13 protein-coding genes are annotated in these 14,803 nt (G+C 45.7%); 2 read left to right on the forward strand and 11 right to left on the reverse strand.

Annotation, left to right across the window (positions count from 1 at the left end; all coding sequences use genetic code 11):
- Positions 1 to 48 precede the first annotated feature (48 nt).
- Positions 49 to 687: a LysE family translocator gene (locus tag HGH91_RS08510; protein WP_145661194.1), complete on the reverse strand. Its 639-nt coding sequence runs from the start codon at positions 685 to 687 to the stop codon at positions 49 to 51.
- Positions 688 to 716: 29 nt separating this feature from the next.
- Positions 717 to 2,255 carry a GH3 auxin-responsive promoter family protein gene (locus tag HGH91_RS08515; protein WP_168738048.1) on the reverse strand — a complete coding sequence of 513 codons (1,539 nt, stop codon included), beginning with the start codon at positions 2,253 to 2,255 and terminating at the stop codon, positions 717 to 719.
- A gap of 180 nt (positions 2,256 to 2,435) precedes the next feature.
- Here HGH91_RS08515 and HGH91_RS08520 point away from each other — a divergent pair, with 180 nt between their 5' ends.
- Both HGH91_RS08520 and thiL read left to right on the forward strand, forming a co-directional pair.
- Positions 2,436 to 3,206 carry an inositol monophosphatase family protein gene (locus HGH91_RS08520; RefSeq protein WP_168738049.1) on the forward strand — a complete coding sequence of 257 codons (771 nt, stop codon included), beginning with the start codon at positions 2,436 to 2,438 and terminating at the stop codon, positions 3,204 to 3,206.
- Positions 3,206 to 4,240, forward strand: a complete 1,035-nt coding sequence (gene thiL, locus HGH91_RS08525; RefSeq protein WP_168738050.1) for a thiamine-phosphate kinase — start codon at positions 3,206 to 3,208, stop codon at positions 4,238 to 4,240. Before HGH91_RS08520 ends, thiL begins: the two co-directional genes overlap by 1 nt.
- A gap of 54 nt (positions 4,241 to 4,294) precedes the next feature.
- On the opposite strand, the gene HGH91_RS08530 is transcribed toward thiL, so the two are convergent.
- From HGH91_RS08530 to HGH91_RS08570, 9 genes are all read right to left on the reverse strand, one after another.
- Entirely contained in the window at positions 4,295 to 5,974 is a 1,680-nt protein-coding gene (locus tag HGH91_RS08530) for an ArnT family glycosyltransferase (protein ID WP_168738051.1), read from the reverse strand.
- 40 nt (positions 5,975 to 6,014) lie between these two features.
- Entirely contained in the window at positions 6,015 to 7,112 is a 1,098-nt protein-coding gene (gene nagA / locus HGH91_RS08535; protein WP_168738052.1) for an N-acetylglucosamine-6-phosphate deacetylase, read from the reverse strand.
- A gap of 10 nt (positions 7,113 to 7,122) precedes the next feature.
- Entirely contained in the window at positions 7,123 to 7,521 is a 399-nt protein-coding gene (locus HGH91_RS08540; RefSeq protein ID WP_168738053.1) for a VOC family protein, read from the reverse strand.
- An 81-nt stretch (positions 7,522 to 7,602) separates the two neighbouring features.
- Positions 7,603 to 8,406, reverse strand: a complete 804-nt coding sequence (locus HGH91_RS08545) for an amidohydrolase (protein ID WP_168738054.1) — start codon at positions 8,404 to 8,406, stop codon at positions 7,603 to 7,605.
- 65 nt (positions 8,407 to 8,471) lie between these two features.
- Positions 8,472 to 8,930: a regulatory protein RecX gene (locus HGH91_RS08550; protein WP_168738055.1), complete on the reverse strand. Its 459-nt coding sequence runs from the start codon at positions 8,928 to 8,930 to the stop codon at positions 8,472 to 8,474.
- A gap of 41 nt (positions 8,931 to 8,971) precedes the next feature.
- The gene (locus HGH91_RS08555) at positions 8,972 to 11,311 is read right to left on the reverse strand and encodes an ATP-dependent helicase (protein WP_168738056.1); all 2,340 of its coding nucleotides are present in this window, start codon (positions 11,309 to 11,311) and stop codon (positions 8,972 to 8,974) included.
- 195 nt (positions 11,312 to 11,506) lie between these two features.
- Positions 11,507 to 12,577: a fatty acid desaturase family protein gene (locus tag HGH91_RS08560; RefSeq protein WP_168738057.1), complete on the reverse strand. Its 1,071-nt coding sequence runs from the start codon at positions 12,575 to 12,577 to the stop codon at positions 11,507 to 11,509.
- A gap of 370 nt (positions 12,578 to 12,947) precedes the next feature.
- Complete coding sequence (locus HGH91_RS08565) at positions 12,948 to 13,448, reverse strand: RNA polymerase sigma factor (protein ID WP_145661225.1); 501 nt, start codon at positions 13,446 to 13,448, stop codon at positions 12,948 to 12,950.
- Positions 13,449 to 13,731: 283 nt separating this feature from the next.
- Positions 13,732 to 14,268, reverse strand: a complete 537-nt coding sequence (locus HGH91_RS08570) for an HdeD family acid-resistance protein (RefSeq protein ID WP_168738058.1) — start codon at positions 14,266 to 14,268, stop codon at positions 13,732 to 13,734.
- Between the last annotated feature and the right edge of the window lie 535 nt (positions 14,269 to 14,803).

Consider the following 14,803-nt stretch of genomic DNA (forward strand, 5'->3'; position numbering starts at 1 on the left):
AGAAAGCCTTCCGTGCAATACGGAAGGCTTTCTCATTTATAAAATAAATTAATGTCCTAAGTTTCCTACATTAAACAGCACTTCGTAAAGCAACACCACCCCAAAGATGATCATACTTACGCCGGCAATACGGTTCAGCCATTCCACGTTGGTGAGGGTAAGTTTATGACGGATTTTATCGGAAACAAATACCTTAAGGATATCGGCCGATAACACCAGGCTTAAACACACAGCGTACATCACGAGCCGGTGTCCTACGCTGGTAGCGCTGTTGGCAACGCACACACCCAGCCAGAAAATGATCACTCCCGGGTTCAGGGTGTTCATCAGAAAACCTGCGAGCCATATTTTGAGATAGTCGTGGGTCCGGAACATCTCTGGCTTTTCATCGCCCGTGCTGATCTTCACCTTTTTGAACAACAACCCGTAGATGCCCATACCTATCAGTAAAAAACCGCCGCAGGTACCTATCGTTCTTTTATATTCTTCCAGCCCGGTAATAAAAGAGGCGGCGAGGTTGCCGGTCAATACAAACATGATATCGCTGAAAGACACACCCAGCGCAAAGCTGATACCTGCCTTAAAGCCATTGTTAATACTGTACTTTATAATCGCGAAAATTACCGGGCCCACCGATAAAGAAAGAAATAATCCCAGTCCCAGTCCCGCTACAATTGATGCTATCATGCTTATAATTTCCGAATCACAGGTGCTACTTAGTTCTTAACGGTTTTGCCTACCAGGAAATTCTCCCAGTCTTTCAGTTTCTCACCTTTCATTACACGTGGAAACTTGTTCATGGCGCCTTCTTTACCCTTACAACGGAGGTAATCAATGAATACATCATTTGGCAGTATTTCTACAAATACTTCTTTCAGGGCGGCAGAACGTTCTACGGCATAATCATCATTCACTTCGCTGAGGGTTTGATCAATGATTTCCCGTACTTTTTCTGCATCTACCCCAGGAGTATCCGTACCTATATACCAGCGATGTGCAAACAGGTTCTCATAAGGAAAACCAGCTACGGTAAACTCCCTGATGGTGATACCCATTTTCTTTTGCACATTATCTATCGCCTTGTTCATGTTGTCGATACTCATATGCTCCCCGCAAAGGCTGAGGAACTGCTTGGTACGGCCTACAATCACAATTTCATGTTCCTTCACGGAAGTAAACTTCACCACATCTCCAATCAGGTAGCGCCAGGCGCCGGCACAGGTCGACAGCATCACCGCGTATTCCACATCTTCTACCACTTCGTTGACCATGTACGATTTAGGATTGGGCTTTACCTCTCCTTCCCCATCAAAATTTTCTTCATTAAAAGGAATGAATTCGAAGAAGATACCGGCGTTCAGCACCAGCTTAATGCCCCGGGTACCGGGACGGGCCTGGAATCCGAAAGATCCTTCCGACGCCATATACGTTTCAATAAACGCAATGGGCTTTCCGAGCAGCTTCTGGAAGCTATCGCGGTAAGGCTCGAAAGATACCCCTCCATGAATATATACGGCCAGGTTAGGCCATATTTCGTGGATATTCTTTACGCCATGGTATTTAATGATTTCTTCCAGTACGATCTGTACCCAGGCAGGTACGCCACAAACAGTACCTACGTCCCACTCCCTGGCCTTGCGGACGATCAGTTTAATACGCTGTTCCCAATTGGGTTTACGTGATATTTTACCTCCGGGTTTATAGAAACGGCGGAACCATTTCGGGATATTCTTGGCCTGGATGCCGCTCATATCCCCTTCATAATAATCGCCCTTCTCGAATAGCGAAGTAGTACCCCCCAGCATCAGGATCCCTTTCTCGAAGGACCGGGGTGGGATATTGAAGTTAGCCATGGAATACAGCTGCTTAACCCCTACTTTCTTCACGGTTTTCAGCATGGCCTTGGTAACCGGTATATGCTTGCTCGCCGACTCAGAAGTACCTGAACTCAGGGCGAAATACTTAATTTTCTCGGGCCAGCTTACGTTGGCTTCACCTTCCAGGCAGCGATACCACCATTCCGAATGCATTTTGGAATAGTTATGTACGGGTATCTTTTCACGGTATTGCCCTATGAAATTGGGACTGTCCAGAATATCCTGAAACTGGTAGTGACGACCAAACTCTGTCTCCTTAGCCTTCTCCAGCAAACGATGCAGCACCTGCAACTGGTATTGGCGGGGTGTTCCTAATTTAAACGTGAACTTCTTCCTGATGCGTAGTGACCTGGAAATAAGATTACCTATGATGGCCATTAACTTTCCCTTTCTTTAAAATGAACTACAAAAATAAGTGGAATATTGAATATTACGGGTCTGATAATTCGGAATATTGGGTTGTACATTAATAATAAGTGTTTTATACATGTAAATTATCAGATGTCTAGGCGTTTTTTTCATTATTTTTAATTCCCAATTCATAATTAACTTTGCACCATGCTAAAAACAACTTTACTCAAAGCTACTGAAGCCAGTGGAAAAATATTGCAACAATATTTTAATGGTTCTTTTGAAGTAACTAGTAAGAGTACGCTCAATGATCTTGTTACCGAAGTAGATAAGAAATCTGAGACAGCTATTATTGAAGTTATCAAGGCCGAATATCCTGACCATTTCATTCTAAGTGAAGAAGTTGGAGAAATAAAGACAGCCTCATCTTACAAATGGATCATTGATCCTATCGATGGAACTGTAAATTTTGCTCATCATATTCCCCTTTGTTGTGTGTCTATCGGTGTGGAGAAAGATGGTGAAATGATACTAGGAGCGGTTTACAACCCTTTTATGAATGAGTTGTTTGTGGCAGAAAAAGGGAAAGGGGCTACGTTGAACGATAATCCTATTAAAGTTTCAGCAAAAACAGACTTTAAACAGTCTTGCTTGGTTACAGGGTTTGCCTACAAGTGGACAGAAATGAAAAATAGTCCACTTGCTGTATTTGAACGGGTAATTAAAGATCAAATTCCCATCCGCAGGCTTGGATCGGCTGCCATCGATTTATGTTGGGTGGCTTGTGGTCGCTTTGATGGCTTTTATGAGCACCATCTGCATGCCTGGGACTCAGCTGCAGGATTCCTTATTGTGGAAGAAGCCGGAGGGAAGGTAACAGATTTTGCCGGTAATAAATATTCTCCTTATCAAAAAGAAATACTGGCTACAAACGGGCACATCCACGATGCCTTACAAGATCTTGTTAACGGAAAATAATGGAACAGGAAAGAACTGAAATACAGGACCTGGGCGAGTTTGGCTTAATAGACTACCTCACCAGAAACATAGAAATACAAAATGCCAGCACCGTATTAGGTGTAGGCGATGATGCTGCCGTAATTGACCATTTCGGCAAACAAACCGTGATCAGCACCGACATGCTGGTAGAAGGCATTCACTTCGACCTCATGTATACCCCACTGAAACACCTGGGCTATAAATCGGTAGTGGTAAACCTGTCGGACATTTACGCCATGAATGCCATCCCTACCCAGATTACCATCAGCATTGCCTTCTCCAACCGTTTTTCCCTGGAGGCGCTCAACGAATTCTATGAAGGCGTATATGCCGCCTGCGAAAAATACGGCGTAGACCTGGTTGGTGGCGACACCAGCAACTCCCAGAAAGGATTTATCATCAGCGTAACGGCTATCGGAGAAGTAACGCCCGACCAGTTTGTAAAAAGGTCTACCGCCCAAAAAGGCGACCTGCTCTGCGTAACCGGCGACCTCGGAGCCGCTTATCTGGGCCTCACCCTCCTCGAAAGAGAGAAAAAAATTTACCTCGAAAGCCCCGATGTAAAGCCCGACCTGGAAGGCCAGACGTATATCATAGGCCGGCAACTGAAACCGGAAGCCCGCAAAGATATTATTGAGTTCCTTCAGCAGGAAGAAATTATACCGACTGCCATGATGGATGTAAGCGATGGGCTCAGCTCCGAAATACTCCATATTGCCAAACAAAGCAACCTGGGTGTAGTACTCTATGAAGAAAAAATTCCCATTGCCCAGGAAAGCAAGGAAATAGCCATGAAATTTGGCCTCGATCCTACTGCCTGCGCATTGAGCGGTGGAGAAGACTATGAGCTGCTGTTTACCATGAAACAACAGGACTACGATAAAATTGTACTCAACGAACAAATCAGCGTGATAGGCTATATGGCCGATATCTCAGAAGGAGCGCATATTCATACCAAAGGCGGTAACAAATTTAAATTGGTAGCCCAGGGCTGGAATGCCTTTAAACAGTAAGTTTACGTCAACGCTATAAACAGATAAGGCGCACCGTTGGTGCGCCTTATCTGTTTATTTCTCTACTATTACCGGTATCACAGGACTATTATGGGTAGGAGGCAGGTCTCCTGCAAACACAGAAAACTTCAGTTGGTAATGTCCCGGCTTGTCCGGCATCACCACATCCAGGTTTATTAAGCGGCGCAACACCGCCCTTTCCAGCGTCATCGCCGATTTAACCGGTGGTAAATCTTCATCTTTGGTGGTAAACCCATATCCTAACACCGGCTCATTGTTGCGATCCAACCGGATGGGTTGATGATAATCATTATTAGGCTGCAACATCACGTTAATATGCTCTCCCCGCTTAGCCTTGATCTGCTTCAATGCCGGCTTTAACTGTATCAGTGAATAGGAATAATAAGCAGGCACCATATCATAGTCCCACACACCATAAATGGTGCGTACACTATCTGTAACAGGAATGCCTGATCCGGGGTCAAATACTATCATGGCGGGCTTTCCCCACAATTGTATTTCGGTATCCCAGAAATTATACTGGCTACGGCGGGAATAGCGGCTATTGAGGCTATAAGACAACTGCCCGGTATAAAACATATACTTAGATGGCAGTTGGTAGCTGTTCAAAAAAACGACCGGCCGTCCCTGTGCACGGGCCGCCACCTGCGAAGTCCATTCTTTGTTGTGATGAATTTCCGGCCTGATTTCTACACCAGGCATAAAGTCCCAGATCATGTACACCCTGGTAGCCAATACCAGCAATAGCGTAACCGGCAAGGTGTATAACAACCATTTCTGCGACCAGCCTTTTCTTACAATCGCCTGGTGGGCCAGGATCACCGTTGGCGTAAACAGCATCACCGTCCAGTTGGCCTCTACCCTTCCCTTGAAGGTACTGAGCAGGAAAAACGCCAGGACCCCAATCACACAGAACTTCAGCGCCCGCTCAAATGAATTCTGAATAGGGCTTCGGAAGGCATAATACAGGATCAGCCAACCCAGCAAAGGCCCGAACAACAATAGTTGCCCTCCCAGGTAGTCGAGCGTATAACTGATGTCGTAGGAAGAGGCATTACGCTCTACCAGGTGATATTGCAGGGACGGGAAACCATGGGTATACTGCCAGTAAATATGTGGAAAAAACAGGATCGTGGTAATGATCACTGCTACATAGAACTTGAAAACTTTAATGAGATTGATATTCGACAGGAAGGTAAAAAATACCAGTAACACACCATGGTACTTACTATAAAACATCAACGCCATGGAAACGCCGAGTAACAGGGTATTCTTCCAGGTTTGTTCATTCACAAAATTGCGGTATACCCAAAAGTAAACAGCCGCAAAAAAGATCAACGGTACATCCGGCACCGCCAATATCCCACCAATCTGCATTGCGCCCATGGCGCCTATCAGCAGGTAAAACAGTTTATTATCCTTTGATGCAATGAGCCTGGCGGTAATCCATAGTGTGAGCGTATTCACGATTACGATCAACAACCTCACCCCTAGCTCATTATGAAAGATGCCATAGCCTATCTTGATCAATAGTGCAATCATAGGCGGGTGATCAAAATACCCCCAATCCAGGTGACGCGAATACACCCAATAGTATGCCTCATCATCCCACAGCTCCGAGAAGCAGGCCTGTAATAAGCCTAAGATCAGCCAGGAAAGCAGGAACAGATTTTTATACTGGTCTTTTTTAAAAAACTGAGGTAGTGCACTCATGTGGATATACAGTATGATTAATCCTGCGAAGATAGGGCTATTAACAGTATACTGTTGTACTCCAGTTGGAGTGGATGGCTACCAGCGCCGCATCATAGCCTACAGCAATGCGTCCAAGCGCCTGTTCCCGGCCTATTGCCCTTGCCGGGTACAGCGATCCCATTCTCAGGGCTTCTTCCAGCGGAATGCCTACTTTCTCTACACAGTTACGCACGGCCTGGGTCATTGTCAGGCAGGAACCTGACAGTACCCCGGTAGCGCTTACAAAACGATCCTTCTCCCGGATATATATGTAGCCACCAGCCCTATTCTCCTCTACCGCATCGGTAATCAGGAACAAGCGTTCCTTCATCATCTTTTTGCTGATACGGATAGATGCAAAATCCACATGTATGCCATCAGCCACAATGCTGGCGCATACGAGGGGATGATCATAAATAGCGCCTACAATGCCCGGAGCACGGCTTTCCAGCGGCGACATGGCATTAAAAAGGTGGGTAGCATGGTGGATACCATTATTGAAAGCAGTATAGGCCTGGTTGTAAGTAGCATTGCTATGTCCTGCAAATACCACGATACCCGCTGCTTCAAGTTGTCTTACCAACTCCGGATCACAGCATTCCGGCGCCAGGGTGATGATCTTCACTACATCCCGACCGTTATCCAGGATCCAGTTAATGTCTTCCTGGGTAGGCGAATGAATATACTGTTCCAGGTGGGCGCCTTTCTTGGCCGGGTTAATAAATGGTCCTTCCAGGTGCAGTCCCAGCACGCCGGTTCCTCCCTGTTGCCAATAGGCCCTTACCGCTCTCATAGCCTCCAGCATAATTTCGGGGCCAATAGTAGCTACTGTTGGCATAATCCATGCGGCGCCACCGGCCCGGCTATAAGCCACGGTACCTGCGAGCGAGGCGATCGAGGGGTACATGGAAAACACTTCTCCATTTCCACCATATATCTGTAAGTCAATGAAGGCCGGGGCCAGCAAGGCTCCCTGCAAGTCGGTTTCATGGCCGCTGGCCTGGTATTCCGATGCAGGCACTATGGTCGTTATCTTTCCCTGGTGGGTGGTCAGTACGTGATTATCCAGTATTTCTTCGCCAGTAAAGATCCTGGCGTTGACGAAGGTAACAGGCATACAATATCATTTACAGGTGTGAAACAACTTCATATAACTCTAAAGGCAGCCCATCAGGGTCTGTAAAAAATGTAAAACGTTGTTGGGTATGCGGGTCAATGCGGACGGGTTCTGTAATCACCCCTTTTTGTTGTAGTTGTTGTACTGCAGCAGTGATATCTGCCACGGCAAAGGCCAGGTGTCGCAGGCCACAAGCCTCCGGGTGACTTACCCGCGGAGGAGGGTCCGGGAAGGAAAATAATTCGATAATGTATTGGTTATCCAGTGCCAGATCCAGTTTCCAGGAGTCCCGTTCTTCCCGGTATACTTCCCGGATTACCTGCAGGCCCAGCACATCGGTATAAAAGACTTTACTACGGTTGTAATCAGAACAAATAATAGCGATGTGATGGACTGCCTGTAATAACATATGCTTTATTTTAGCCGGGGCCTTTAACCTCCGGCTGTGACGGTAATACGCCGGTAGCAGCGTTCCGGGAATATTTCCGGGTTATCCTTTCGGTAAAATCGTGAATGCGTCGGCGTCTTTCAGGAAGGGGATATTTTTCCTCACCTCATCCAGCCGCTCACGTTGAAGCGTATACGTAAATACATCTTCATCGTGCGATTTGCGGTAGATAATTTCTCCCATTGGATCTATCAGGCTGGTTTCGCCACTGTGATAGATATTGTTTCCATCATTGCCTACCCGGTTCACACCAATGGCAAAGCATTGATTTTCAATAGCTCTCGCCTGCAACAGGGTAGTCCAGGCTGTTTTACGCCTTTCCGGCCAGTTAGCTACATATACCAACAGGTCGTAAGCCGCGTCATTGGTATCGGCTTGTATTGTATTGCGGGCCCATACCGGGAAACGCATATCATAACAGATATTCAGGTTAATTTTCCAACCCTTTACCTGTGCAATCAGACGTTTGTTGCCGGGGGTATAATGTTCGTTTTCACCGGCATATCCAAACAGGTGGCGTTTATCATAGGTACCATAGGTACCGTTGGGCAACATCCAGATCAGGCGGTTCAGGTATTCGCCGTGTTCTTCGATAATTAAACTACCTGTAATAATAATATTCTTCTCAGCCGCCTTTCGTTTCATCCACTGAACAGCAGTTCCGTCCATCGTTTCAGCAAGCTGCGCGGACTTCATACTGAACCCGGTACTAAACATTTCCGGTAAAAAAACCACTTCCGTCCTTTCAGTAATGCTGTTGATTTTTTCATCAAACATGCGCAAGTTAGCTTCCTTATCTTCCCAGTGCAATTGCGACTGTATAAGTGTTACTTTCAGATCTGACATTATCGGTTATTGTGATCACAAAATTAAGTCGTGGCCGGTTAGAAACTTTTCAAATTATTGCCCCGTTAAGCGTCGTTCTTTGCGATTTGTTCAAGTGCATCCTGGATTAACTCCGATTCGAAACCTCTTTGCAACAGGTATTGCATTGTTTTATACCGGCGCTTCATAGCTGTTTCATTACGGAGCGACTGGTATTTCTTATCCGCCAGCTTCAGCAGTACGGCGGCATAATCATCTGGTTCTATCTCCTCCATTCCTTTCTTAATGCAATAGGCCGATACCTGCTTCTGCTTTAGCTCCATCTGGATTTTCTTCCGGCCCCACTGCTTGATGCGAAACTTTCCGCCCGCATAGGCCCTGGCAAACCGCTCTTCGTTGAGGAAGTTTTCGGCTACCAGTTCCGCGATAGCTTCTTCTACCTCCTCTCCTCTTAGCCCCAGCTCCAGGCATTTATACCTGGTTTCCTGGTGACTTCTCTCCTGGTAAGCACAAAACTGCCGGAGTTTTAATATGGCTGATAGCATGTAGCTGTTAGCTTTAAATATAGTTAACCTCTCGTATGCCGCTATTTCACAATTCTCAGCTTGGCATAATTCAGCATAATTTTCTTTTCGCCACCTCCTTTAGGGAACAGGATGGTAGCAATCCTGTTGTTTGGCGCGCCTTCCATAGCGGTGATAGTACCAAAGCCAAACTTCTGGTGCTCTACCTGCATGCCGGGCACCATACCTGCCGGATCATCCGGGGCAAAATCGGCTGAAGGCACATGGGTGGTAGCTCCGGAAAAAGTAGGCTTGGGCGCTGGCTTCTGTACCGGCTGTTGCTGTTGTTGTTGCTGGCCAGGCGTTTTCCTTTGCATGCGGTCAAACATATTGCCGCTATTGCTCCAACCCGAAGTGTTACCTCCACCAAAAGCATTACGCACACTGCCTCCACCGGCATAACTGCGGTCTATAAATTTCTCCGGCATCTCTTCCAGGAAGCGGCTCGGCTCATTCTGCACCAGGTTACCGAAACGGTAACGACTGTTGGCATATGTAAGCCACAAACGCGCCTTGGCACGGGTGATGGCTACATAAAACAAACGCCTTTCTTCTTCCAGTTCCTCCCGGGTATTGATAGACATTCCACTGGGAAACAGGGTTTCTTCCAGTCCTACGGTAAATACTACCGGGAACTCCAGCCCTTTGGCAGCGTGAATGGTCATCAGTTTCACCACATCACTATTTTCATCATTGCCCTGGTCCGCATCGGTCAGCAGGGTAATTTGCTGCAGGTAGGAGCCCATGCTCTTATCCAGCAGTTCGCCTTCCTCATCGGGGGTTTCGGTAAATTCCTTGATGGAGTTCAGGAGTTCTTGTACGTTTTCATAACGGGCAAGCCCCTCCGTAGTTTTATCGTTAAAGAGTTCTTTTACCAGGTTGGTCGATTTACCCACTCCTACCGCCACGTCGTAGGCATTATGCGTAGTCAGCAATGCCTGGAAGCTCTTAATCATCACCACAAAAGCCTCGATCGCTTCTACCGTACCGCCTTTGAATCCAAATTCACGGGCTCTTTCCAGCACTTCCCACATGGTAATGTTGTGCTCATTACTCAGCACGATGGTTTTTTCGATCGTTGTTTTACCTATTCCACGTACCGGGTAATTAATTACCCGCTTCAAACTTTCCTCATCACGGGTATTCATGGTAATGCGGAGATAGGCCACGAAATCCTTGATTTCTTTACGCTGGTAGAAAGACAAGCCTCCGAAAATACGGTATGGGATGGCTTTACGGCGTAAGCTTTCTTCGAAAGAACGGCTCTGGGCATTGGTACGGTACAGGATCACAAAATCGCGGTTGTCGTAATGATTCCGCAACTTTTGTTCTGCAATGGTATCTGCCACAAATTTACCTTCCTCGTTATCTGTCATGGTGCGTACCAGTTTAATGGTATCGCCTTCCGTGTTATCTGTCCAGAGATTTTTCTCGATCTGTCCTTTATTGTGGGCAATCACTTCATTGGCTACATTCAGGATGGACTTGGTACTGCGGTAATTCTGTTCCAGTTTTACCACTTTCACATCATCATAGTCTTTTTCGAACTGGAGGATATTCTGAATAGTAGCGCCGCGGAAGGAGTAGATACTTTGGGCATCATCTCCCACCACACAAATATTTTCATTGACAGCACCCAGTAATTTGATGATTTCATACTGTGCAGGGTTGGTATCCTGGTACTCGTCAATCATGATATATTTAAACTTATGCTGATATTTATGCAGTACTTCCGGGAAGGATTTGAGCAGTACATACATTTTAAACAGCAGGTCGTCAAAGTCCATTGCACCATTCTTGAAAGTACGTTTGGCGTACATATCATAAATTTTACCGATCAGGGGCCGGTTGGCGCGCATATCTTCGGTTTGCACCAGGTTGTCCATCAGGTATTCTTCCGGCGCCATCAGGCTGTTTTTGGCAGCGGAAATACGGTTGTAAACGAAGCTGGGTTTATAGTGTTTATCATCGAGATTCAGCTCGTTGATAATTGTTTTGATTACGCTTTTGGCGTCGTCAGTATCATAAATGGTAAAATCGCTGGGATAACCGAGCCGGTGGGCTTCTCCACGCAGGAGGCGGGCAAATACCGAGTGAAAGGTACCGATATAAAGATTTCGGGCTTCGCTGCCACCTAAAATCTTTTCCACACGCTCTTTCATTTCGCGGGCAGCCTTATTGGTAAAGGTGAGTGACAAAATATTAAACGCATCCACTCCATTCCGCATCAGGTGTGCAATCCGGGTGGTAAGCACCTTGGTTTTTCCCGAACCGGCGCCTGCTACAATCATCAAAGGGCCGTTGATATGTATTACTGCTTCCCGCTGTTGTTCGTTAAGCTCGTCTAAATAGTTTGCCTTCATCACGACTGCTGTTTATATTTTATATATGTAGAAAGATATGTATTTCAGAAGGGTGTAAAAGTACGAAAAAGGAGCTAAGGAATAAACTGATAAGTGGGGTTTTCGCGTATCAATGTTAACTTTTTACAAAAACAGCGAAGAACAATCGGTTATTTGTTCTTCGCTGTTCCCTGGCGACCGTTATGGGTCAATATCTTATGGCTTTGCGCCTAATGCTTTCATAAAACGGAAATGAGATACTACCGCTCCCTGCATAGTGGGAATACAATTGTAAGGCAAATTGTGCTCTGCACATTTGGCTGCCACAATTTTGCTGAGCGCCGGATAATGTACATGGCTGATCCGTGGAAAAAGGTGATGCTCTACCTGGTAGTTCAGTCCCCCTAAAAACCAGGAAATCGTTTTATGGTCTGGTGCAAAATTGGAGGTAGTCTTTACCTGGTGAATAGCCCATTCGTTTTCAATTACTTTAGCATCGTCTCCTACTGCTTCAAATTCTGTTTCCTCTACTACATGCGCCAATTGAAATACAATAGCGAGCGTGAAACCCATTACTGCGTGCATAACTGCAAATCCAGCCGCCCAGGCTTTCCAGCCCAGGAGCACAATAGGCAGTACAATATAAAAGCCGACGTATAAAACTTTACTCCCCCAAAACACCATATGATCAGTTATTTTCATGGGTTGCAGGGGTGTTTTGTAGACTTTACGCCCCAGGTATTTCACAAAATCCATAATAAATACCCATGCGAACGACGAAATAGCATAGATCAATACCACGTACAGGTGTTGAATACGATGCATGGGCACCCATTTCTGAGAGCTGCATTGCCGCATCAGCGGGCTTTTCGCGATGTCGTCGTCCAGCCCGTCTACATTCGTGTAAGTATGGTGGATAATATTGTGCTTCTGCTTCCAGATGAAGGCGTTGCCTCCCAGTGCATTGAGGGTAAGACCAAAAGTATCGTTTACCCAGCTATTGGTAGAATAGCTGCCATGACAGGCGTCATGCATGACATTAAACCCGATACTGGCCAGTACAAAACCCAGAACAGCGCAGCAAGTCAATGCAAGCAGGCCTGACATGGGAATGAACAGGACGGCTATATACAGCGAAATGGCAACGGGGATGAGGATCGCCGTTTTAAGGTATAGCTTCCAGTTTCCGGTTTTTGCGATGTTGTTAGACTTGAAATACTCTTCCACAGCCGATTTGAGTGCCGGAAAAAACAAAGCATTCTTGTTGTTGAAAGTAACTCTTGGCATAATAAGCATTGTTGAGCCGGCGTACAGTAATAGTAGGAAAGCTGCAGATGATTGAATCGTTCGCTAAGTAACGGTTTAAAACCGGTAGTTGTATACTATTCTCCCCGGGGAACCGATTATTTAACAAAGAATTGTGCTTATTGCCTGGAGGGTATTGAAAACAGGTAACAGAAACCTGCAAACCGGCGTACAGCAGATACGTCGCTTACCTGAAGGGAATTCAGATGTGGGTACAACATAACAATCGTTTAGGCTTACCAGGGTTGTTCACGGTCCCTTTAGCAGCGCTAACCATGGTATTGTTGAGGGTTTGCAGACTTCTGTTATCCAAAAGCCTGAATGGGTTTATTCATCCTGCCGGTTGCGGTCTTTAATGCCTGGTAATGCGCGTTTTCAGCATTTTACGGGCAAAATGGATCCGGCTTTTCACCGTTCCCAGGGGTTCATTGAGAATGGCGGCAATTTCATAATACTTATAACCTTCAAAGTACAACAGGAACGGCTGTTTGAAGATTACAGGCAAGTTATACACCGCCATCTGTACATCTTTCACCCGCAGGTCGGACTCTGCAAAATTTCCGATGGCAGAGGGCTGGTGACTCAACAGGTAGTCGCCTACCGCATTATCGAGCAACCGGTACTGCCGGTTACCACGGCGGTAGTTATTTATAAAAATGTTCCGCATAATGGTGTAGAGCCAGGCGCGGATGTTAGTGCCAGCCAGGTATTTATCGCGATTAGATAACGCGCGGAACAGTGTTTCCTGGTAAAGATCCTTGGCAGATTCGGAATCTTTTGTCAGGGTAACTGCGTAGGGCCGCAGAAAATCGGCGTTTCCAAGTAATAAGCTATTGAATTCGGTGGATGACATAACGGTTAACTTTAAATGATTCACAATTACTACAGTAACAGCCGTTAAACGGCCGGGAGACAACATAAGGCAGCATAGTAAACATCGGGCTCCCTCCGGTTTGCTACCGGCACCTGTGGCGCTTTATTTACAGGGCGGTATCAACACCCTGAAAACAGCAAAACAGGTGCCTTAATCAGGTGTGGTGGTTATCATCAGGAATAGTTTTAGTTAAAAAATAAACTTGCATATGGGGTATTTTAAATCGTAAACAGGGTATTGGATCCTCTATTTCAGCTATAGTTCAACGCCTGCCACTACGAAGCCGGAACGATAATGAAACCAGCATTATTCCTGTAATCACCGCATAAATACCAAACACCCAGGTAAGCGTTACAGCGGCGGCAACCGGGTTAGCCACCAACAGTAATCCAAAAATAATTGTCAGCAAACCTCCTGCTATATACCATCCTTCTCCTGTAATCATCTTCCTCAGCCTGATAGCAATAATTAATTCAAACAAGCCGGCTAGCATAGCCCAAAATGCTACCAGGTAGATCAGCGCCGCTCCCGTAGCAAACGGATTGTAAAAAGTGAGGAAGCCTAATATAACGCCCAGCAATCCCGAAAATAAAAATATGCTCCAATTTTCATTTGTCTTGCGCGCTGCGATCGCTCCCACTATTGCAAATAATCCACCGATAAAAAGATACGCGCCGAAAAAGACAATCAATGTAGCAAAAGTAGCACCAGGCCAACCTATTGCCAGTATCCCCAATATCAAAGCAAAAATCCCTCTTATCAAAAAGATCCACCAATAAGCGTTATAAAAGTCATGCATGCATTCACAGTTTAAGGTTTCACGATAGCAGCTGTTAAATGGCAGGGTTTATCAATTGCGTGCAATAAGCATTTTCCGTTTCAAGATGCTGAACAACCAGGAAATAATAACAAGATTTTAGTAATGCATGTACTTAAGTGTTTTTGCAACAACATCGGTGTCTCACCATTACACATGGCTGCCTTACGGAGTAGTAATGTTCTGAAGCAAAGGTGGCACGTGTTTCCATACTGGTAAGTTTATTGGTTACAGATAGCGGAACATCGCATAACAACACCCTACCAGCAATAGCATCCGCATGATCCTATAAATACCGAATTGAACAACAACAGCTTAAAAAATTTCGATGGGGGCCCGACTCTCAAAAAAATGGTCTGATATACTCACTTGCAAATCCCTACATTCCCTTTATACAAATCAAAAGACCAATACATTAAGTAATGATTGCTCTACACACAATTTAAAAAATTTTGTTAAAAAAAACAAAAAGGTTTTTCCTTATCCTGTAAGGCAGTACAGCAGCCGGAATATAGGG

Origin of the sequence: Chitinophaga eiseniae (assembly GCF_012641265.1) — a bacterium.
Taxonomy (GTDB): domain Bacteria; phylum Bacteroidota; class Bacteroidia; order Chitinophagales; family Chitinophagaceae; genus Chitinophaga; species Chitinophaga eiseniae_A.

Excerpts from the sequence above, each read along its gene's own strand:
- HGH91_RS08565 (WP_145661225.1), bottom strand. The coding sequence starts at position 13,448 with ATGTCATCCACCGAATTCAATAGCTTATTACTTGGAAACGCCGATTTT.
- HGH91_RS08510 (WP_145661194.1), bottom strand. The coding sequence starts at position 687 with ATGATAGCATCAATTGTAGCGGGACTGGGACTGGGATTATTTCTTTCT.
- HGH91_RS08555 (WP_168738056.1), bottom strand. The coding sequence starts at position 11,311 with ATGAAGGCAAACTATTTAGACGAGCTTAACGAACAACAGCGGGAAGCA.
- HGH91_RS08515 (WP_168738048.1), bottom strand. The coding sequence starts at position 2,255 with ATGGCCATCATAGGTAATCTTATTTCCAGGTCACTACGCATCAGGAAG.
- HGH91_RS08545 (WP_168738054.1), bottom strand. The coding sequence starts at position 8,406 with ATGTCAGATCTGAAAGTAACACTTATACAGTCGCAATTGCACTGGGAA.
- thiL (WP_168738050.1), top strand. The coding sequence starts at position 3,206 with ATGGAACAGGAAAGAACTGAAATACAGGACCTGGGCGAGTTTGGCTTA.
- HGH91_RS08530 (WP_168738051.1), bottom strand. The coding sequence starts at position 5,974 with ATGAGTGCACTACCTCAGTTTTTTAAAAAAGACCAGTATAAAAATCTG.
- HGH91_RS08550 (WP_168738055.1), bottom strand. The coding sequence starts at position 8,930 with ATGCTATCAGCCATATTAAAACTCCGGCAGTTTTGTGCTTACCAGGAG.
- HGH91_RS08540 (WP_168738053.1), bottom strand. The coding sequence starts at position 7,521 with ATGTTATTACAGGCAGTCCATCACATCGCTATTATTTGTTCTGATTAC.
- nagA (WP_168738052.1), bottom strand. The coding sequence starts at position 7,112 with ATGCCTGTTACCTTCGTCAACGCCAGGATCTTTACTGGCGAAGAAATA.
- HGH91_RS08520 (WP_168738049.1), top strand. The coding sequence starts at position 2,436 with ATGCTAAAAACAACTTTACTCAAAGCTACTGAAGCCAGTGGAAAAATA.
- HGH91_RS08560 (WP_168738057.1), bottom strand. The coding sequence starts at position 12,577 with ATGCCAAGAGTTACTTTCAACAACAAGAATGCTTTGTTTTTTCCGGCA.
- HGH91_RS08570 (WP_168738058.1), bottom strand. The coding sequence starts at position 14,268 with ATGCATGACTTTTATAACGCTTATTGGTGGATCTTTTTGATAAGAGGG.